Here is a 20,196-nt window from a genome sequence, read left to right on the forward strand (position 1 = left end):
AATACTCCATCAATAGCAATCAAACTCCAAAAAACATATAGTTTCACTATTTCCCCCTCCTCATCCAGGGGGACAATTTAAAAATAGTGATGAGATTCCCTAAGGCCAAAAGTGCTACCACGTCTATAATTAGACTATATAAATAGTGCCAGTGAAGATACTTTAGTGCCCCTATATGCACTAATGAATATTCCATTATAAAAAATAATGCGGCTGAAATAATCACATCTATAAGGCGCAAAATATTATTTTTAGGATATGTTTGTGCATACAATACCCCTATGCAAAAAGGCGCACCTAAAGTAAAAAATAAACTTGAATCAAAGATCCTAATAACAACATTAGAAAAATCGTAAAGATTAAGACCAATTGCAATTTCATCTACAACAAGTTGAAAGCTTAAAGCTAATAGGCCTCCCCATACAGTATATTTTATATACCTCCAATCAACTAATAAAAATAAAATAATCCATGAAACTACGAAAGTTATTATCCATGGCACTTATACCACCTCTTATTTAGTTTACCCATTTTTTAATCTCTAATAAAAAATTTTTTGAAAATCTATTGACAGCTGTTTTCATAAATGATATTATAATAAAAAAATTGAATAACAATACCTCATCTTCTTGGAAGGTGAGGTAGAGGCGCGGGTCATCAAGAGTAGTATACCAGAGGTATTTAAGGGCCGATGAAGGTATATGAAAGGGATGCTCGCCGAAGCGCGTAAATTCCTTAAAGTTTACGCAGCTGGGCCTATGCCGAATAGGTATAGGACTGTCACTGGAGGTTTCCCGAGCCTTCAGTGAAGAGCTATCTCGCTATAGGGGGAAGGAGGTATTACCATGTCTATGTGCAAAATAGGCAGCTGAGGTAATACTTAGCTGTATTTTATTTTGTTTTTAGTTTCATAATTTAAATTATTAAAGTAAATGAGGTTGATAGAATGTTGCATGGGACAATGAAAATAAATTCAAAGGGTCATTTGGAAATAGGTGGTTGCGATACTGTAACTCTTGCAAAAAAGTTTGGTACACCGCTTTATGTAATAGATGAAGAGCTCTTAAGACAAAATTGTAGAGCATTTTACAATGGCTTTAAAAAAGATTATCCAGGAAATGAAGTGATTTATGCCAGCAAAGCTTTCATGACAATGGCAATATGCAAAATAATTGAAGAAGAAAACTTGGGTCTTGATGTCGTTTCTGGTGGAGAATTATATACTGCGTTAAAAGCAGGATTCCCTGCTGAAAAAATATACTTTCACGGCAACAATAAATCGAAAGAAGAACTTATAATGGCATTAGAAAATAACATTGGGAGAATCATTGTAGATAATTGGTTTGAACTAAATATGTTAAATGACTTGGCAAAAAAGATGAATAAAGTTCCTAATATTTATATAAGAGTATCTCCTGGTGTAGAAGCTCATACTCACCAATATGTAAAAACAGGACAAATAGATTCAAAATTTGGCTTCCCTCTTTTTAATGGAGACGCAATGAGAGCCATAGAATATGCTTTAACTTTGGAAAATGTAAATATAGTAGGTCTACATTCTCATATCGGTTCTCAGATTTTTGATGCAGAATCTTATAAAGCTGAAATAGAAATTATGATGAATTTCTTAAAATTAGTAAAAGAATTTTTAGGTTGGGAAGTAGGGGAACTAGATTTAGGTGGAGGTTTTGGAATAGCATATGTAGAAGAGGACGATCCCCAGCCAATCGAACAAATAGCACAAGAAATAATGCAAGCAGTAAAGGAATATTCCGTTGCTTTAAATATAAAAATGCCAAACATAATTGTAGAGCCAGGTCGTTCTATAATAGGAAATGCTGGAACTACTCTTTACACAGTAGGAGCAATTAAAGACATACCAGGTGTTAGAAAATACGTAGCAGTAGATGGAGGAATGTCTGATAATATACGTACCGCTTTATATGGAGCAAAATATGATGCTATTGTAGCTAATAAAGCTAAGAATATAAAATCAGAAAAAGTATCAATAGCAGGAAAGCTTTGCGAATCAGGTGATATGCTAATTTGGGATATTACCCTACCTAAAATTGAAGAAGGAGATATTTTAGCAGTGCTGTGTACAGGTGCTTACAATTATTCGATGGCCAGCAATTATAACAGGTTACCTCGTCCTGCTGCAGTACTCGTATCTAATGGTCAGGCTGACATAATCGTTGCGCGAGAAACTTATGAAGACTTAATCCGAAATGATATAATCCCAGAAAGGCTAACCAATGAAAAGAGAAAAATCGCTAATTATTAAAAAAAGAGAGGGATAACCTCTCTTTTTTATTATTCACTTTCTTTTGCTGTTTCAGTAGCCTCTTCTTCTGCCTCTTCTTCTTCACTTTCTCTCGGTGCCAATACAGAAACTACAATCTCATCAGGGTCATCTACAACTTTTACTCCCTCAGGAACTTGTATATCTTTTACAAAAAGTGTATCTCCAATCTCTAAATTGCTTAAATCCACAACAATTTCTTGAGGAATTTTGTCGGGTAAGCTTTCCACTGTCAACTCCCAAAGTTGATGCTGTACAATTCCACCTCTACTTTCAATAAGGCCTATTCCCTCAAATTTCAACGGAACAGTAGCTTCAATTTCTTCATACATTGACACTCTTTGGAAATCCACATGAATTATTTTCCCTTTCAAAGTATCTTCTTGAATTTCTTTAATAACCGCATTATGAGTAGAACCATCCACAATCACATTGAGGAGGACATTCCTTCCATGTTTTTGTAGCAACCTTTGAAGCGCGTTATATTCCACTGCCAAAGGAATGCTCTCCGCCATACCCTTGCCATATAAAATAGCAGGAATATAGCCTTGATTTTTCAAACAGCGAGCTGCATTTTTACCAGTATCTCTTTTTATAGCTTCGATACTGATTGCTTGCATCTGTCACTCCTCCTTTTGCTTATTGTTTCCAAATATTATTTTACCACTACGTTTAATAAATATCAAATCCATTTGACAGGTTAATTTTTTCATAGTAAACTTTTATGTGTAAAGTGTGCGCCTGTAGCTCAGCGGATAGAGCGTTCGGCTCCGGACCGAGAGGTCGCAGGTTCGATTCCTGTCAGGCGCACCATTTATTTTATTAGTTTTTACAACATCTTCCATCATTGTTTAATTCATCTATAATTTCTAATAATTCTTCTCCTAAAGAACTTATAATAAAATCAGCTTCTGATAAGTCCTGATTTCCGGAATTAGGATTTTTAAAACCTATCACTTTCATCCCTGCTTTTTTAGCACCATAAACTCCATTATATGAATCCTCAATTACAACACACTCATGGGGTTTTACTTTTAATTTGTCTGCTGTATATAAAAATATATCTGGTGCTGGTTTGCTATTTTTTACATAGTCTCCAGATACAAGCACCTCAAAGCATTTATCAATTCCCAACTTTTTCACAACTAATTCTATCACATCTATAGGAGAGGAAGAAGCAACAGCTAATTTATACTCTTTCTCAAAAAGCTTTTTTACCGTCTCTGTTATACCTTCTATAGGAATTATTTCGCCTGTTTTCAAGACATGCTCTAAATACCTTTTTCTATCTACTTCTACAAGCTCTTCTACGCTTTGAGAAAGATTAAATCTTTCTTTAATTTTCCTCCACATGTAATAAGAAGAAGTCCCTACAAATGTCAAATGTTCGTCTTCACTTATCTCTACTCCTAAACTTTTGAATAATTCCTCTTCTAATTTAATGTGTATTGGCTCACTGTCAATAATTACACCGTCCATGTCAAAGATAATTGCTTTAATCACTTATATCAACCCCTTGCAAAGTTGTTAGTTATTTATCTCCAAAAGTTCTAACTCTTATTTCATTCTTAAACTACCTCTTCACTTATTTGAAAAGTTTTCTTGGTATATATCTTCCTATAGTCTCTATCATCTTTTCATTTGGCTCAAAAAACAAAACAGTTTTTATCCCTTTATCTTCAAAAACTGCAAAATATACATCAGGAGAAGACATAGAACTTACCGCTTCAATTCGATTTTTAATAGCTTTTATGTCTTCTGTGAACTTGTCAGTATTAACCCTTGCCATGATTTCAAAATCTCTACAATCAACGCTTACAACATGTTTCCTTCTTTTTTGGTCAATTATTTTATCCACATCCAAATCACTGTTTGTAAGTGAATACTCAAACTCAATGTTTCTCGACCTTATTAAGTAATACGCTAAATAGCCAAACAAAAGCAAAAAGAAAATCAAGAAATTTCTAACTATTGGTATTAAAGGTATCACGCCAAACACAATAATTAATGTAGCCACCACAACACCAATACTAAATAGAGTATCCTTCGAAGTTTTTTGTTTTTTGACTAATTTTTCGATAAATACATCCATTCTCTTTTCACCTCTCCCTTAATTATATCAGCAATGTCAAAATTCCACAACTTTATATATTTAAAAGCGAATAAAATTAAAGTCTCCACCCTTTTAAAAGCGGAGACTTCACCTACTTTTATATTTCAATTTCAATATTATCTCCTGGCTTCAATATATCTGTATAGGAGGCACGCCTTCCATTAAGTTTCATTTCTGGCACTTTGTTATTATCCAGTTTCAAATCTATAAAATTAAATACGTCTACAAACAGATACTCTTCTTTCCCCTTTAACACTACTTCTTTCCCATTTACTGTTACAACAAAACTTGTTAAATCTTCTTTTATAACTATCTCATCCCCATTTTTTATAACATAATTTTGGTCCACTTTTGAATCATTTACAAAAATTATTTTCCCTTTTTGCTGCTTTAGTAGTTCACCAGCAGTTATTGTAGCATCTTGCCCTTTTTGACCTTTTATAATTGTTATTTCGTCTCCATCCTTTATAGGAGTTTTTAAATTTGCTAATGAATCATTTACATATATTTTGGGAGGTGTTCCTTCTTCACCTTTAACAACGATTCTTTGGCCGTTAAGATTGAAAACTAAATCTTTGCCATTTTGTACAATTAAATTTTTAGAGTCATAGTTTATAGCAACTAAAGCATCCATTACCGTGGGATTTTTTATGTTAAAAATCTTTATTGTTTCATTGTCAATAGAAACTTTTATAAAGTCCTTTCTCTTATTTATCATTGCAGAGTAAGCTATTCCTATTGGAGTTATGCTTTCAGGGCCTTTTAACGTCTTCCCTTTGTAATCTAAAATTTCTACTGATTTTATATCTCGTACAGATACTCTATTTATAGGTAAATTCAATATAGATGCTATTTCTTCAGGCAAATTAGGAAGATTACTACTGCCACCGACTAAAAAAACCGCAGAAGGGCTTTTACCATTATATTTTATAATTTCGCTGCATATCTTTTGCGCCAAAACTTTAACTTGTGGCGCTATAATTTCCATTACTTCTTCTTTTGTTATTTTGTGCTCTATATTTAACACGTCTTTAAATTTGATTTCTTTTTTTGTGCTTTTTTTATTTTCTCAGCAGTATTAAAATCGGTGAGGAAATGGGTAGCAATTGATTCCGTAATTTCATCACCGGCATAAGGCACCATAGAATATGCTATTATGTTTCCTTCTTTTGATATAGCAATATCAGAAGTACCTGCTCCTATATCTACAAGAGCTATATTCAACATCCGAATTTCAGGTGGAATTGCCACATTTATTGCTGCTATAGGCTCTAACGTGATATATGAAACTTCCAACCCAGCTTTTTTTACTGCAGCATAGAGCCCTTCTACTACATCGTAAGGAAGAAAAGTAGCTAAAATTTCTACTGCTATTTCACGGCCTTTATGTCCTTTTAAATTGGTAATAGGAAAACTATTTAAGTAATAATTGGATACTGTATAACCGACGGTATGATATTTTGTAACCCCTGATTGAGAAACAATGGAATTTTGTGCAATCTCAAGAGCTTCCAACTCGAGATTGTCTATATCTTCTACCGTTATTTCGTGCTCTTCATCAATATTTTTTTCCGCTCTCGCAGATTGAGTCTTTAAAGACCTTCCCGCCGCCGCAATACATACTTCTGTCAATTTTATATTTAAAGAGTCTTCAAGACTTCTCTTTATTTTTTCAACAACATTAGCAACTTTATCTATATCATGAACTTGCCCATCAAACATTGCCCTACTTTCATGTTCCATCTGTTCAACAGCAAGCACTTGGAATTTCCCATTATTTTCAATTCCAACTATCCCTACAACTACCCTTGTCCCAATGTCAAGAGCAAAAATAATATCACGGTTATCCATCATTTAACCCCCGAAATTATTACTTTATAATTTTATTATACAATTTTACATATTATTTCGGAAGGGCTTTTAATAAGTTTAATGTAGATTAACATTTTTAGTGTTATAAAAATTTTGTAATAAAATTTAAAAATAATTCCCTTGCACAAAAAGTTTATTCGCAGTAAAATATCTTCAAAAAACGAATGGGGGAATACGGTTTATGCGAAAAGTTGTAATCTTTTTGTTAACTTTTATTTTTATTATATCTGTTATTTTATCAGGATGCAGTGGTAAATCAGCGCAAAGTACAGCAAATTCAACAAAAGAAAAACAAGTTCTAAGGTTAAATCTCGGTGAAGAGCCACCTCGCTTAGATCCTCAAACCTCAACAGATGGAGTTTCTTTTCAAGTGCTTAATGCAGTATTGGAAGGTTTAGTAAGGCTTGGCCCCGATGAAATACCACAGAAGGGTTCAGGTTTAGCTAAAGATTGGAAAATATCTGAAGATGGTTTACATTACACTTTCTATTTAAAAGACAATATATATTGGAGCGATGGCAATCCCATAACAGCCTATGATTTTGAATATTCTTGGAAAAGGGCATTAGATCCTAAAACAGCATCGGATTATGCCTATATAATGTTTCCAATAAAAAATGCAGAAAAATATAATGCTGGTGAGGTCAGTGCTGATGAAGTAGGAGTAAAAGCATTAGACGACAAGACATTGCAAGTAGATTTAGAAGCTCCTACTCCTTATTTCTTAAGCTTAACGGCTTTTATAACATATCTGCCTTTAGAAAAATCCTTTGTAGAAAAAGTAGGAGATAAATTAGCCACAACTCCTGATACGCTTGTATACAGTGGTCCTTTCATATTAAAAGAATGGAATCATGAGCAAAATATTGTCCTGGTAAAAAATGATAAATACTGGGACAAAAACAATGTTAAATTAGATGAAATTTATATGGATATGGTTAAAGACATGAATACTATAGCCCAAAATTTTGATACAGGTCAATACGATGTAATAACTGTTACAGGTGATTATGTAGAAAAATATAAGGACAAGCTTCAAATATATCCTAATGGTTTTACTTACTTTTTAGCATTTAATACAAAAAATCCGGTGTTTAAAAATGCAAATATAAGAAAAGCCTTCGGATTATCCCTCGATAGAAAGCAATTAACAGAAAATATTTTAAAAGATGGCTCTATACCTGCTTATGGATTTGTACCTTATGGCATTCCCGGGAAAAATGGTGAGTTCCGCAAAGAAGTTGGAGATTTATTCAAAGAAGATGTAGCACAGGCAAAAGAATTACTGGTTAAAGGAATGAAAGAATTAGGCATAACTACTTTGCCTAAAATAGTCCTGTTAGCTGATGATACAGATGTAGCTAAAAGAGAATCTCAAGCAATTCAAGAGTTTTGGAGAAAAAATCTAGGTGTAAATGTAGAACTGCAAAATGTTCCATTTAAGATAAGATTGCAAATGTACTCACAAGGACAATTCGATGTAATATTGACAAGATGGGGAGCCGATTACAACGATCCAATGACTTTTATGGACCTGTGGGTCACTGAAACGAGTGGCGAGCCAAATCGGGTTTTTTACTCAAATCCTGAATATGATAGGTTAATTGCAGAAGCAAAAAGTACTAATAATAATGAAATAAGAATGGAAAACATGAAAAAAGCTGAAGAAATTCTGATGGAAGATATGCCAATTTCTCCACTGTTTTTCTCAGCTACTGCTTATGTACAGCAGGATTACGTAAAAGGAATTGTAAGGCATGCAGTTGGCGTGGATAATGATTGGAAATGGACATATATAGAAAAATAAGGTTTAAAATTGGGAGGCTTATATTGCCTCCCATTAATTAACTAGCTGTATTTGCATGGACTTTCTTGCTAGTGCTGTTAGACCATCTGCCGCACTTATCTCCCCATCTTGAAATTACCTCATCTCCTTGTATGAACTCTACGACTTCGCATCGATTTGGGCAAGCAGTACACTCAAAACCTACCGCTCTATATTTAAAGTCACTTACTTCAAAGCCTTTAAAGGAAGTATATCCTTTTTCTTTTACTGCTTCTTTTGCCAATATTGCTGCCCCGATGGCTCCCATTACTCCGTAATGTTCAGGCACATATACTTTCATCCCTAATGCCTTTTCAAATGCTGCCTTTATTCCCTTATTAGCGGCAACACCACCTTGAAACACTATTGGCTCTTTTATTTCTTTTCCCTTCCCTACATTATTTAGATAATTTCTAACAAGGGCATCACACAAGCCACTTATTATGTCTGGAAGAGCATATCCCATCTGCTGCTTATGAATCATGTCAGATTCTGCAAAAACACTACATCTACCCGCAATTCTGACAGGACTTTTAGATTGCAAGGCTATGTCTCCAAACTGTTCGATGGGAATATTTAACCGGTATGCTTGCTGGTCAAGAAAAGAACCGGTACCTGCTGCACAGACTGTATTCATTGCAAAATCTACTACTACCCCATCTCTTAAAATTATGATCTTTGAGTCTTGTCCCCCTATTTCAATTACCGTTTTGACATCCTTTATTACATTGGAAGCTGCTACAGCATGAGCAGTAATTTCGTTTTTGACAATGTCTGCCCCTACCATTAAGCCAGTCAATTGCCTTGCACTCCCTGTGGTGCCTACTCCTTTAATAACCATATCTCCTATTTTATTTTTTATCTCGCGAAGAGCATTTTGAACTGCTTTAATAGGTTGACCCTGTGTCCTTATGTAAACAGAATCTACTACTCTATTATTCTCATCAATTACTGCAATATTAGTACTAACAGAACCTACGTCTATCCCCATGTAACCTTTCATATCTAACCTCCTAATTGTTCATTTATTTTACATTTTTGCCTTTAAAATCATTTTTTATACTCTTGCAATTAACGAATAAATTGCATTAATAAGCAAAAACTACATTCAGAATAAAAGTGGGGGCGAGAAATTATGAAAAAGAATTTACACATTGTTATTTTGGTGCTTTCTATCTTTATAAATTTACTTTTTATTTACATTTTTATCTCAGAAGTAAAACCAAATCTAAATCTCAACCTTTCTTTTATCTTGACAGCAGCAGTAATTGTTGTAACCTACCTACTATTTAAAAATAAATTTTCGGAGCTCATGCCTGTAAACTATAACAATATCACTGAGACAAATGAAGATGCCAGTCATCGAAAAACCAATATCACTTTTAAGGATGTGGCAGGCTTAGACGAAGTGATCGATGAATTAAAAGTTATAATCGACTTTATGACAAATACAGAAAAGTACAACAAAATGGGAGCGAAAATTCCTAAGGGTATATTATTTTACGGGCCACCAGGTACAGGAAAAACTCTTTTGGCTACGGCATTAGCTGGTGAAACCAATTCTACTTTTATAAGTGCTTCCGGTTCAGAATTTGTAGAGAAATATGTAGGAGTAGGTGCAAGTCGCATAAGAGCTCTTTTCGCAAAAGCAAAAAAAAGCGCTCCCAGTATTATTTTTATAGATGAGATAGATGCTGTGGGAACAAAGAGAAACACCGATAACAATTCAGAAAAAGATCAAACTTTAAATCAACTGTTGGTAGAAATGGATGGTTTTAATAGCAACGAAGGGATTATAGTCATAGGAGCAACTAATAGAATTGACATGTTAGACGAAGCTTTACTGAGGCCTGGAAGATTCGATAGAACTATACACATTGGAGCACCTAATATGAAAGCAAGGTTGGAAATATTAAAGGTACATACCCGCAATAAACCCCTTGACGAAACTGTCTCTTTATCCGAATTAGCTCGAAAAACTCATGGTATGACAGGCGCACATCTGGCTACTATGTGCAACGAAGCAGCAATACTGGCTGTGATGAAAAATAAAAGTAAAATTGGAAAAGAAGAGTTTGAAGAAGCGTTAGAGCGCGTAATTGCAGGTCTTAAAAAGAAAAATCCTTCTGTATTAGAAAAAGAACAAACTATTGCTGCGTACCACGAAGCGGGTCACGCTCTTATTGGAAAAATTTTAAACGTAAATACTATAGAAAAAATTTCAATCGTTCCTCGAGGCGAAGCATTAGGATATGTATTGAACTTTCCTAAAGACGATGCCTTTTTATTAACAAAAACAGAATTGAAAAATAAAATAACCATGCTTTTAGGAGGTAGAGCTTCTGAGGAAATAATATTCAATGAAATTTCAACAGGAGCCGAAAATGACTTAAAAGAAGCTACGAAAATTGCCTATCAGATGGTTTGCAATTATGGAATGAGTGAATTGGGAAACAGGGTTTTTTGACTTACACATGTTAAAATCCACAGAAATTGTCGATAAAGAAATTGACAAAATTATAAATAGCTGTTATATACTTGCCAAAAAAATATTGCTGGAAAATAAACATAAAGTTATTGCAATAGCCGAAAAGCTTTTAGAAAAAGAATCAATTACAAAAGAAGAATTAGAAGCATTATGGGAAGAAGAAAATACTTTATGCGTATGACAAAAAAGCCTATTTAAAAAACAGGCTTTTTTGTCATTTTTAGTATCCCATATACTATAGCAAGTATAACTATAAAAGTAAAAAAAGCATTTCTGAAAATTACAAACACAGCATCTTGAAAAAATTCTAAAGGAAACATTTGTATAAGTCTATCTGTTTCGGCGTTTAATTGCCATAAATCATTGTCAAAAAATACAAGGTGAAAACCAGTAAACCAATTATCAAAATTCAAAGTCACCGTCAACGCAAAAGCCAACAGTAGAATTATTATAAATATTGTACCTTTTAAAAGATAATCGAAGGCTTTATAAAAGGATTTTGCAAAAAGAAAGTATGTAAAAATGAGTATAAAAACTATTATCGATATATTTCTTGTTAAAAAACCCATTTGAAACAAATCTTTTACATCTTTCATATGAGCTAATTCTCTATCATTAAACATTCTCTGCATACTGCCATTAATTTTTGCACTTACATCTAAAGTCTCTTCTTTATCCATTAAATATCTCTGCATTATCTTGGTTATTTTCATAAGTTCATCGATACTCATTCCAGTTACAGACATTACATCATTTTTTTCGTATTCCTCTTTATAAAAATTACCGTTAAAAGCCACATATTGCAAACTACTAAGCAAAACAGCCAAAAGCAGTGAAATCATCATCCCGCCAATAAGGAGGGCATCAATAGTTTTCCTCACCATTTTAAATAACATCCTTTGCACCTTTTATTATAGCTTCATAAAAATTTTTTGGTTTTTAAATCATTGTAAAGTTCTATTTTTTTCTTTACTGTATGCATAAAAGATAACTTTCTACTCTGTGAATTGTCAAGCTCAATGGAGTTTTTTATATAATGCAAGACTTCTTTTTCAAAATTCTGAGGTACAGGAATAATTCCCATAAGTCTTTTCATTCTCGCTTTTCTATACTCATTTTTCATGTTTCTTGAAATATCTTCAATTAAAGAAATGACATTTTTTATTTCGCCTTTTATCAGAGCCATATCTATAGGTTCTTCGTCTATTTGACCACCCTCGAGTACTACTTCACTCGTATCATTTAACAAGTTTTCGTACTCTGAAAGCGTTTCAATGTCTCCTAATATACCCTCATCTATAATTTCCATAATATCTAAACCAGAATAATCAATTTCTCCCAATAGTAGATTATACCTATACAATTCAAAATACCAATTAGAAATTACATTATCACATTTTTTGATGTTTTTTTCTATTTCTTTGTAATCTAAAGAATCTTTATTCAATTTGCTGTAAAAATCCATATACTCCACAATAAAAGGCTCTTTTTTAAATAAAGTTTCAAATTTATTTTCTGACAAAAATACTATCAATAGTCTATTTATAATTTTTAAAACAGAAAAAGAAACCTCTCTTAGACTTTGAATACTTTTTATTAACTCTACACTTTTTTTAAAGTACGCGTCTACTTCTTCCCGAGTCATTTCTTTAAAATCCAGTGACTGTAAGTACTCAATTTTCTTAGCAATAAGAGGGAAAAATTCGCCGTAGCCTTCTATTAATTTTCCATAAAAATTTTCCTCTATATCTATTACATTTTCCAAAAAAGCTTCATAATTTGGATAATCCTTCTCCAATCCCTTTGTTAAATATTCATAAAAGCGTTTTTTAGACATAGCAAAAGGAATGCTGGATATTATTTCTTTTATCCTTTCTTCTTTTTCCTCTTCAACCTCATTTATAAAATTAATAACACTTTCGTAAAATTCTTCCTCATCTATCAATTCTTCAGAAAAGAAATCTCTTATTCTATCACTTACCACTTCGTTAACATATCTCGATTCTACATAATACCCATACAAAACATCTATAGCATTTTCAAAATACTCTTTATATTTTCTAATCGTCTTTTCTACATTTTCTTTCATTTTTTCTTCCATAAGGCTGAAATATTTTGTATTATTTGCTATATTCTTAACAACCTCCAAAATGTTTTGTGTTTCTTTATCCAAATACGCCAAAGCATTTGCCACATTTTTTTTCCTAAATAGTACATGGTATAAATACACCGTCTCATTAAAAAGCTCCAAAATGCTAATTATTTGTACTATTTCTTTTTGTTTTTTTATTATTCTTTTTAACAACAAAGAAATCTCATTTGGTGTCTTCGGAATTTTATTGAGTTGTTCCCGCAATTCTCTTACTTCATCTTGTTGCATTGTTACACCTCTCAGTCAATTATCTTTAACATTCGCGACAGGTCTTCTACTAAAGAATACTCTTGTTCTTCCTTAGTTACAGCCAGTTGAGCTACAGTGTTGGCAAGCAAAAAATTTGTTTTCTCTTCTATATTAGTCAAAATTTCTTTTATTTCAAGCAAAACATTGTTAAAATCTATCTTTTGCTGTTGGATTTCTACTAGCAATCTATTCACGGAGATTTTTAAATTTTCGGCTTGTCTTTCTTTTGATGAAGCATTTTCAATAATCTTGCTCATTCTTTTTTCAAACTCTAATCCAATTTTTTCTATTCTCTCCTCTAATGTTTCTTTTTCCTTTTCTAACTGTGAAATTTTATTTTTATAGCTTAAAATTTCCCCTTCTTGCTCTTTTATTTTTTCAGTAAGCCTTTCTATCTCCATTATATTCTTTTTTTCCTGCAGAATCAATTTTTCCTGTAATTTTTCAATCTCTTTCAATAGTTTTTTGTTGATTTTTACTGGTTTATCACTACCCTCTTGCCCATCAATATTTTTTTCTATTTTTTCTTTTTCTCCTTCAATTAAATTTGATAAGTCCTGTAATATTTTTTTATAACTCTCACCTTTGGAAAATAGAAGTGCGGAAAAAATAACTTCTGGCTTATATAAACTCAAAAGCTCTGGTACTTTCTCCTCTATTTTTTCAAGAGTCAAAAGCTGTATCTGCTTCGCCAAATCTTCGTAAATTTTTTCCCATTCTTTTATAAACATTTTCTCATCTATATTCCCTTTCAAAATCTCTTCTCTGAGAATTGGAATTATCTTTTTAGGTGGAGAAGCACTTTCTATCAATCGAAAACCGGCCAACTTTTTCTGTAAATTAGTATTTTTTTGAAAGGTTTTATAAGCACATCATAAGGAAGAGTAGATAAAAAAATATCTATATACTTCTTTTCTGTCAAATTTTTAAATTCCAACATATTTTCACCTTCTCACATTTTAATGAGCTTGTCTGTTTTTTTATAGTTCTCTTCAACGATTTTTTGTGCTAAATACCTAATCCTAGCACTATTGCTTTCCATTGCATCACTAAATATTTTTTCATCAATTATATTTTTTAATCCTTTCGCATTTTTGCCTAAAATTTTATAAATCAAATACTGTATTTCTTCCTTTGCAGTGTTTTTTAATTTTTGTATTAATTCTTGTGCTATTTCCTCGTCGAGATTTGTTTCTATTATTTTTAAAGCGTTTATACAAGCATAACCATCATCATTTTTAATAATATACTTTATCCCTTCCGCAATTTGCCTATTTATGTCACTGTTCCTAAGCCCCTTCAATCTTTTAATTTCTTTTATTGCATTTAATAATTCCTCTACAGAAAAACCTGGTTTTACAATATAATAGAATAAATTACTTAAATATTTTATCTCTCCCAACTGAACCAAAGCCGAATAAGCATTAATAGCCAAATAATTATTTTCTAAAAACTGTTTTATCATAGGTTTTGCTTCTAATATTCGCAAATTTGCTAAAGAAGTAATAGCACAAGCCTTTAACTCTAACGATTGATTTTCTTCTTTCAAAATTTCCAACATTATATTTGCACATCTTTCATCTTTCGTATACCCTAACCCAATTACTATATTCATTTTGTTTTCTACGCTAGGATCATAATAAGCCTTAAGTAAATACTCTGTAGCAATGCTCGTCCTCATTTTCCCTAATGTTATCGCAGCTTTTTGACTATATCTCTCCTCATATAGCAACTCTGCAATATTTTCAACTGCCTTTTCCTTTAGATTCGCTATAACATTAGAATATACAATATTCAAGCTGCTATTTTCATTGTCCAAATATTTTTCTATTATCTGCTTTACTGCCTCATCTCCTAGCACAGTAAGCTTTGTTAAAATTCTAAAAGCAAAATTTCTTTCTCTGCTATTAAATCCATTAAGAGAATTAACCATATTCAATATATGAGGAATGCATTTTTTCTCTCCCAATTCTATAAGAGTTTCTGCTGCTATTTCCTTTAAATTATCATTTTCTAAAAGTGTAATTAATTGCTCATAAGCCCTTATTTCTTTTATTTCTCTAAGCGTTTGAAGGACAAGTTTAATTTGTTCTTCCCATTCCCATTCTTGCAAAATAGTGATAAGAGCATCGCGGGCCTCTAAGCTGTTATTTGATATATTTTTGAGAATTCTCACCATTCTTTTAAAAATTTCCTCTTGTCTTAAATCCAAAGCTTTTGCACTATATACTATCATCTCAATTGGATTTTGCCCTTCTGATAAAATATTTCTCCCTAATTCAACAATGTCTTTTTCTAAAGAAGTTAGGGCAGATTGGTTAAGAGTAGACAGCAATTGAATTTTTTCTCCAATAAGTTTTGCATTAGTTTCGCTAATATAATATTTAAATAGTTCTCTTTTAAAGTTTTTATCTTTATCTTTCAGCCTTTTTGCTCCCAAATATTCCATTCCATCATCCATCGCCTCTTTTGAAACATCTATAAAAAAATCTTTATTCTCCAAAAGCAACTCTTTCCAGTCAATGCTCATAGTTTTCACTCTCCTCGTCAATAGCCACTTGGACTCTTTGCTCCGTAGAAGCTATTACCCATGCGCTCAAAGTCAAAATCCTATTTCTATCAAAACTTACTTTTAGAGAAATAGGCGTGCCAGGTTTTATTAACTCTGAAAAATTTAATTGAAGACTTTTTAAGCGCTTCATCTTTGGGTCCCATATATTTTTTCCTGAAAATACATCCAAGCGCATCCCCGTAGCATTAGTTACTCTTAAAATCTTGTCATACTCTCTTTCATAAGGTGCCTTTGTACCTTGTGAAACAATCAAAAAAGGTAACCCATTCTTTATATCAATGTATATGTTGGAAGCCAAAACAGGCTCAATTTTGATATTGTTATTTCCTTTATCCAGTTTTTCGCTTAAATAGTGGTAGATTGCTGCTCCCCTCGCAACCGAAAACATAGGGTGTAAACTTATTAGAGCTTTTTTCATAAATAATTTTTCTATTGTATTTCGCACAGGCTTATAATTGCTCATACCTCCTGTCAAAAGTACATCATCTATATCTTGAATCATAAGCCCCGCTTTTTCCAAAGTATCTAAAATAGGGTCTACGACATTATATCCCATGTTTCCTTCTTTAACCAATAGAGGTCTTATACACTCCTCATATTCCTTATTAGATATTTTAAACTTATAAGGTTTCCCTTTTATAAAATTTTCTATAATATTTTCATATATTACTTCTTCTCCCACTGAAATACTAAAAAATTTTCTTGCCTTTTCCATCTCGCAAACCATTCTGTTATATACACGCCTTTTTTCATTTTCACTATCAAATAAATCCCCCATTTCCTTCGAACATTTTTCTAAAAGATAAATACTGCCCATTAAATCAAAATTTATTCCTCCTACTAGAGTATGAGAAGAAATGGCTATTTCTTCTACAATGAAGTCCTTATCCGTCATTTGGACTTCTAATATCGAGACATCACAAGTGCCTCCTCCCAAATCGAATACCAACATTTTTCTCGGCCGCAAAAAATCTAAATGTCTTTTGTTTTGTGGCAATTTCTTTTCAGTATTTATAAAATCAAGAAGTGCTGCTGTAGGCTCAGAAATAAAATAAGTATTTTGTTCATCAAATCCTGCCATTTTTGCAGCTTTTTTTGTTGCTCGAATTTGGTCATGATTAAAGGAGGCTGGCACAGTTATAACTGCATTTACTACTTCTTCACCAATTTCTCTCTCCAAGCTCTGTTTAGCTTCCTTTAATATTAAAGCTGCCACTTCTTCTGGTGAAAAAAGTTTTCTATCAATTTCCCAAAAATAACCTGACGTTCCTATATAATTTTTACTGTTATAAATAACTCTCTCCGGTTCCTTAACTTTCATAGACTGTGCTATTCTACCCACATACTGATTTCCACTTTTATCTACATATAAACAAGAAGGTAATATTTTATCATAAATATATTCATAGTCTTCATTAAACTGTCCAATATCTATGACCCGAGGCAGTAATTCCCCTTCTTGAGATATTTCCAAAATTGATGCAACCGTATTCGTAGTACCCAAATCTATTCCTACATATCTTTTCATAAACTCCCCCCTATTGAAGTTCTATTATTTCTCCTTCTTTTGGTGCAAAAACTTTTATTCCTTCAATTCTTTTTAAAATTGTTTCTATATTTATTTCACTCTTACTTTCGTATCCCCTGTGAATTACAAAAACAGCAGATGGAGCCATCTTTATAACTGTTTCTAATAGGTCTACCATATTTGCATGATTTAACATTCCAATTTGATAATTTTTTAAACCTTCAATTTCTCTATTATTAGTATCGAGATTCATAATACAGCCATTTGAAAAATTTTTTATTTCAGAAGCATATATAAAAGATGCACTTCCCTCTTTTAAGTCATTTGAACTGGCGAGAATCACGCAATTGCCTAGGGCTATTTCCTTTTTTATAAAATCTTTTCTATCAGTGTATAAAGTATTTTCAGCCACATTTAGTATTCCATTTCCATATATGGGCCCAGCAAAATTTTCATATAATTTACTAAAATATGCTATATCTCCATCTACATACACATTAAAAGGAATATATGAAAAAGTTTTTCTAAAAAATAATAATAGGTCTTGCCCTTTACCAATAGCATATACAGGTAAAAGTATTCTCTCTTCATCTTTTAATAGCTTTTCTATCGACTTAAGTATCAATTTATCCTGTAAATACTTATTTTGGACACCAAAGTTATTGCCGTAACCATAAGTAGCTTCAGATATTAAAATATCTACTTTTAAATCGGGAAGAAATCTAAGTCCTTTATTGCTTTCCACATCTTTTAATGTAAAATCACCTGTATAAAAAATTTTTATCCCCTCAATCTCAAGATACACAGCTACAGCCCCTAAAATATGCCCCGCAGGAAATAACTTAAGTTTTACTTCTTTATTTTTTATTCTAAAACTACTTTCTTCTTCTGTATCAAAACTTATAATCTGACTGTCAAAATTTGTAGTCTCTTCTTCTATTTTTACCTCCAATTTTGTATGTCCCCGCAAAAATATTTGCTTCAAAATTTCTTTAGTAGGTCTTGACATTATAATCGGAGAGTTTAAACCTTTTCTTAATAATTCTACAATTCCCCCAGAATGGTCTAAATGAGCATGAGTAATAATTACCAAATCAATATCTTTAATATCTATAGGTAAATTTTTTATAGAATTGTAATATAAGGTTTTATCCTTAATCAAAGCTCCCGCATCTAGTAAAATATTTATTCCCTCATAGGATACCAAATAAGAGCTAGCACCAATATTATCCCCTCCCCAACAAAAAAATTTAAAGTTATGGATGGAGTTAAAATTTTTTCTGGTTTTATGGTAATACTCATTTATTAATTTCGAATCTTCTGGAAACAAACGATAAAGTTTAAGATTTTGTTTTTCTTCTTCACTAATAAGGCCATATTTTAATTTTAGCCGCAATATATATAAATCTTGAGGATTTAATTTATAAGCTTTATCTAAGAATTGGTGCCCTTTTATTTCACCAATTTCTTCGTATATTTCAGCTATAAGCCCATATATTTTAGGCAGTAACAATTTATCTTCTACTTTTTTCTCTATATAAAGTAATTCTTCCAAAACTTCTAAAATCCTTCTTTTATTTTTAAAAGAAAGTAACAATAAATAAAATTTTATCCATTGGTTTTCCCCAGTATAATTCATTAATGCTTCAAAAAGATTTTTTGTTTTTAAAGATTCTTCTGCCAAATCTAAAAGAATCACACTTTTTATAAACAAAGCTAAATTATGTTCATCAATTTCTAATTCGCTTTTTAGCTCAAGAAAATGCTCTTTTGCTTCTTCAGGAATACCTATATAAATTTCAAGTATTATCTGCCACAACAGCAAATATTCATATAATTTTTTGTCCAATTTCTTTACCAAACTTTTTTGCTGAAAAACATACCAATAAGCATTTATATAATCCTCCCTTTCTATAAATTCTTTTAGGTTGTTATCGTATACATCATAAATATTTAAAAATGACGTATTCCATCACCTCCTTATGTTTTTATTTTAGACTTGTGCAAAATTCAGAAGGCTTCATTTAAGCCATTCTACAGACATACTTTTTTCCTATCACTCTTGAATTTTTTATCTTTTATGTAGGATTTCCCCTCCCATTTGTCGAATTATTATATATACACTATAAAAAATTTTTTAAGAAGGAGGAAATCCTACATGTACCAGCTTCAATTGCTTTTAAATATACCTGAACTCTTTACCTCTCAGTCTAAAATTGATTTCTATTCTTCTATGTTTGAAAATCTTGACCTGTCTTCAATACCTGAATTCCCTTCCTCTAGTCCTGGCCGTAAGGGTTATTCTCATCATGCACTTTTTAGAGCTTTTATTGTCATGAAAGCTGAAAGATTCGGCACAATTTCTGATCTTTTAGATTATCTCCGCAATAATCTTATCATTGCTCATCTTTGTGGCTTCGACATTTCTAAACCTCTTCCTTCTTATTGGACTTTTCGCCGTTTTATTAATGACTTCTCTCATGATTATTTGACCTCTATTTTTCAAAATCAGGTCAATATCCTCAAAAATATGGGTATTATCTCCGGTGAGTTTATTTCCATGGACTCTACCCCTATTAAAGCTAACACTAAGTTAAATAACCCTAAGTCTTTTTCTAAAAATAAATTCTCTAAAGATAATCAGCCTAAGTCAGATAAGGATTGTAAATTAGGCGTTTATTCTGCTTCTAATGATTCTTCTAATAAACGCTATAAGTTTTATTGGGGCTATAAAAATCACATTATTGTTGATGCTATCTCTGGTTTACCCATCGCTGAAACTACTACCCCCGCTGATGCCCCTGATTTTGAAGCCGCTTTATCTTTGCTTGAGAAGACTAATAAGTGGTTTAACCTTAAGTATGTTAATTTTATTGCTGATAAAGGCTATGATGTTAAGAAACTTTATAATTATGTTAGAAATATTCTCCACGGTCATTGCTTTATTCCTCTTAACAAGCGTAATTCTAAAAATCCCCCTCTGACTGATGATGGTTATATGGTCTGTGAAGCGGGTATTAAAATGCTTAAAGATGGCAAGCAATATTTTGATGGTTTTATTAAGCAAAATTTGTTTGCAAGTTCTGTAATTCTAA

General features: G+C 32.1%; 14 protein-coding genes, 1 tRNA gene, 3 pseudogenes and 1 riboswitch. Of the genes and pseudogenes, 5 read left to right on the forward strand and 13 right to left on the reverse strand.

Translation table 11 applies throughout. The features are described from left to right. Positions 1-46: 46 nt before the first annotated feature. A complete protein-coding gene (locus tag THESIDRAFT1_RS02830; protein ID WP_006569487.1) occupies positions 47-502 on the reverse strand; it encodes a hypothetical protein in 456 nt (151 codons plus the stop codon). 132 nt (positions 503-634) lie between these two features. After that, positions 635-824, forward strand: a riboswitch (Lysine riboswitch). 122 nt (positions 825-946) lie between these two features. On the opposite strand from THESIDRAFT1_RS02830, the gene lysA reads away from it, so the two are divergent. Continuing rightward, positions 947-2,284: a diaminopimelate decarboxylase gene (lysA, locus tag THESIDRAFT1_RS02835; protein ID WP_004400501.1), complete on the forward strand. Its 1,338-nt coding sequence runs from the start codon at positions 947-949 to the stop codon at positions 2,282-2,284. Positions 2,285-2,313: 29 nt separating this feature from the next. On the opposite strand, the gene THESIDRAFT1_RS02840 is transcribed toward lysA, so the two are convergent. Continuing rightward, positions 2,314-2,922: a 50S ribosomal protein L25/general stress protein Ctc gene (locus THESIDRAFT1_RS02840; RefSeq protein ID WP_006569488.1), complete on the reverse strand. Its 609-nt coding sequence runs from the start codon at positions 2,920-2,922 to the stop codon at positions 2,314-2,316. Between the two features lie 117 nt (positions 2,923-3,039). Here THESIDRAFT1_RS02840 and THESIDRAFT1_RS02845 point away from each other — a divergent pair. Continuing rightward, positions 3,040-3,115 (forward strand) — tRNA-Arg (locus THESIDRAFT1_RS02845). A 9-nt stretch (positions 3,116-3,124) separates the two neighbouring features. Here the strand turns inward: THESIDRAFT1_RS02845 and THESIDRAFT1_RS02850 are convergent. The 3 genes and pseudogenes from THESIDRAFT1_RS02850 to THESIDRAFT1_RS14720 form a co-directional block, all read right to left on the reverse strand. Then, positions 3,125-3,805: an HAD family hydrolase gene (locus tag THESIDRAFT1_RS02850; RefSeq protein ID WP_003869440.1), complete on the reverse strand. Its 681-nt coding sequence runs from the start codon at positions 3,803-3,805 to the stop codon at positions 3,125-3,127. 82 nt (positions 3,806-3,887) lie between these two features. After that, positions 3,888-4,394, reverse strand: coding sequence for a hypothetical protein (locus THESIDRAFT1_RS02855; RefSeq protein WP_006569489.1), 507 nt, complete (start codon positions 4,392-4,394; stop codon positions 3,888-3,890). Between the two features lie 118 nt (positions 4,395-4,512). Continuing rightward, positions 4,513-6,266, reverse strand: a pseudogene (locus tag THESIDRAFT1_RS14720) (cell division FtsA domain-containing protein). Positions 6,267-6,468: 202 nt separating this feature from the next. Here THESIDRAFT1_RS14720 and THESIDRAFT1_RS02865 point away from each other — a divergent pair. After that, complete coding sequence (locus tag THESIDRAFT1_RS02865; protein ID WP_006569491.1) at positions 6,469-8,094, forward strand: peptide ABC transporter substrate-binding protein; 1,626 nt, start codon at positions 6,469-6,471, stop codon at positions 8,092-8,094. 37 nt (positions 8,095-8,131) lie between these two features. Here the strand turns inward: THESIDRAFT1_RS02865 and THESIDRAFT1_RS02870 are convergent, their stop codons facing one another. Next, positions 8,132-9,115, reverse strand: a complete 984-nt coding sequence (locus tag THESIDRAFT1_RS02870) for an acyl-CoA dehydratase activase (RefSeq protein ID WP_003869444.1) — start codon at positions 9,113-9,115, stop codon at positions 8,132-8,134. A gap of 132 nt (positions 9,116-9,247) precedes the next feature. Between THESIDRAFT1_RS02870 and THESIDRAFT1_RS02875 the strand changes: the two are divergent. Then, positions 9,248-10,781: pseudogene (locus tag THESIDRAFT1_RS02875) on the forward strand (ATP-dependent metallopeptidase FtsH/Yme1/Tma family protein). 13 nt (positions 10,782-10,794) lie between these two features. Here THESIDRAFT1_RS02875 and THESIDRAFT1_RS02880 read toward each other — a convergent pair. From THESIDRAFT1_RS02880 to THESIDRAFT1_RS02905, 7 genes are read right to left on the reverse strand one after another with little or no spacing between them, the layout of a single operon-like run. Further along, complete coding sequence (locus THESIDRAFT1_RS02880; RefSeq protein ID WP_006569493.1) at positions 10,795-11,496, reverse strand: TIGR01906 family membrane protein; 702 nt, start codon at positions 11,494-11,496, stop codon at positions 10,795-10,797. 23 nt (positions 11,497-11,519) lie between these two features. Next, complete coding sequence (locus THESIDRAFT1_RS02885) at positions 11,520-12,980, reverse strand: hypothetical protein (protein WP_006569494.1); 1,461 nt, start codon at positions 12,978-12,980, stop codon at positions 11,520-11,522. A gap of 11 nt (positions 12,981-12,991) precedes the next feature. After that, the gene (locus THESIDRAFT1_RS02890; protein WP_244262731.1) at positions 12,992-13,813 is read right to left on the reverse strand and encodes a hypothetical protein; all 822 of its coding nucleotides are present in this window, start codon (positions 13,811-13,813) and stop codon (positions 12,992-12,994) included. Then, entirely contained in the window at positions 13,810-13,941 is a 132-nt protein-coding gene (locus THESIDRAFT1_RS14530) for a hypothetical protein (RefSeq protein WP_279625018.1), read from the reverse strand. Before THESIDRAFT1_RS14530 ends, THESIDRAFT1_RS02890 begins: the two co-directional genes overlap by 4 nt. 12 nt (positions 13,942-13,953) lie before the next feature. Continuing rightward, positions 13,954-15,531 (reverse strand): HEAT repeat domain-containing protein, encoded by a 1,578-nt coding sequence (locus THESIDRAFT1_RS02895; RefSeq protein WP_006569496.1) that lies wholly within the window; start codon positions 15,529-15,531, stop codon positions 13,954-13,956. Next, positions 15,521-17,101: an Hsp70 family protein gene (locus THESIDRAFT1_RS02900; protein ID WP_006569497.1), complete on the reverse strand. Its 1,581-nt coding sequence runs from the start codon at positions 17,099-17,101 to the stop codon at positions 15,521-15,523. The genes THESIDRAFT1_RS02895 and THESIDRAFT1_RS02900 overlap by 11 nt, the downstream gene beginning before the upstream one ends. A gap of 10 nt (positions 17,102-17,111) precedes the next feature. Further along, a complete protein-coding gene (locus THESIDRAFT1_RS02905) occupies positions 17,112-18,962 on the reverse strand; it encodes an MBL fold metallo-hydrolase (protein WP_006569498.1) in 1,851 nt (616 codons plus the stop codon). 297 nt (positions 18,963-19,259) lie between these two features. Here THESIDRAFT1_RS02905 and THESIDRAFT1_RS02910 point away from each other — a divergent pair. Next, a pseudogene (locus tag THESIDRAFT1_RS02910) lies at positions 19,260-20,196 on the forward strand (transposase); the annotation flags it as partial.

Origin of the sequence: Thermoanaerobacter siderophilus SR4 (assembly GCF_000262445.1) — a bacterium.
GTDB lineage: Bacteria > Bacillota > Thermoanaerobacteria > Thermoanaerobacterales > Thermoanaerobacteraceae > Thermoanaerobacter > Thermoanaerobacter ethanolicus.

Bases quoted from the DNA above. Each gene is read 5' to 3' on its own strand.
- THESIDRAFT1_RS02840 (WP_006569488.1), bottom strand. From the start codon at position 2,922: ATGCAAGCAATCAGTATCGAAGCTATAAAAAGAGATACTGGTAAAAAT.
- lysA (WP_004400501.1), top strand. From the start codon at position 947: ATGTTGCATGGGACAATGAAAATAAATTCAAAGGGTCATTTGGAAATA.
- THESIDRAFT1_RS02900 (WP_006569497.1), bottom strand. From the start codon at position 17,101: ATGAAAAGATATGTAGGAATAGATTTGGGTACTACGAATACGGTTGCA.
- THESIDRAFT1_RS02895 (WP_006569496.1), bottom strand. From the start codon at position 15,531: ATGAGCATTGACTGGAAAGAGTTGCTTTTGGAGAATAAAGATTTTTTT.
- THESIDRAFT1_RS02885 (WP_006569494.1), bottom strand. From the start codon at position 12,980: ATGCAACAAGATGAAGTAAGAGAATTGCGGGAACAACTCAATAAAATT.
- THESIDRAFT1_RS14530 (WP_279625018.1), bottom strand. From the start codon at position 13,941: ATGTTGGAATTTAAAAATTTGACAGAAAAGAAGTATATAGATATTTTT.
- THESIDRAFT1_RS02855 (WP_006569489.1), bottom strand. From the start codon at position 4,394: ATGGATGTATTTATCGAAAAATTAGTCAAAAAACAAAAAACTTCGAAG.
- THESIDRAFT1_RS02880 (WP_006569493.1), bottom strand. From the start codon at position 11,496: ATGTTATTTAAAATGGTGAGGAAAACTATTGATGCCCTCCTTATTGGC.
- THESIDRAFT1_RS02865 (WP_006569491.1), top strand. From the start codon at position 6,469: ATGCGAAAAGTTGTAATCTTTTTGTTAACTTTTATTTTTATTATATCT.
- THESIDRAFT1_RS02870 (WP_003869444.1), bottom strand. From the start codon at position 9,115: ATGAAAGGTTACATGGGGATAGACGTAGGTTCTGTTAGTACTAATATT.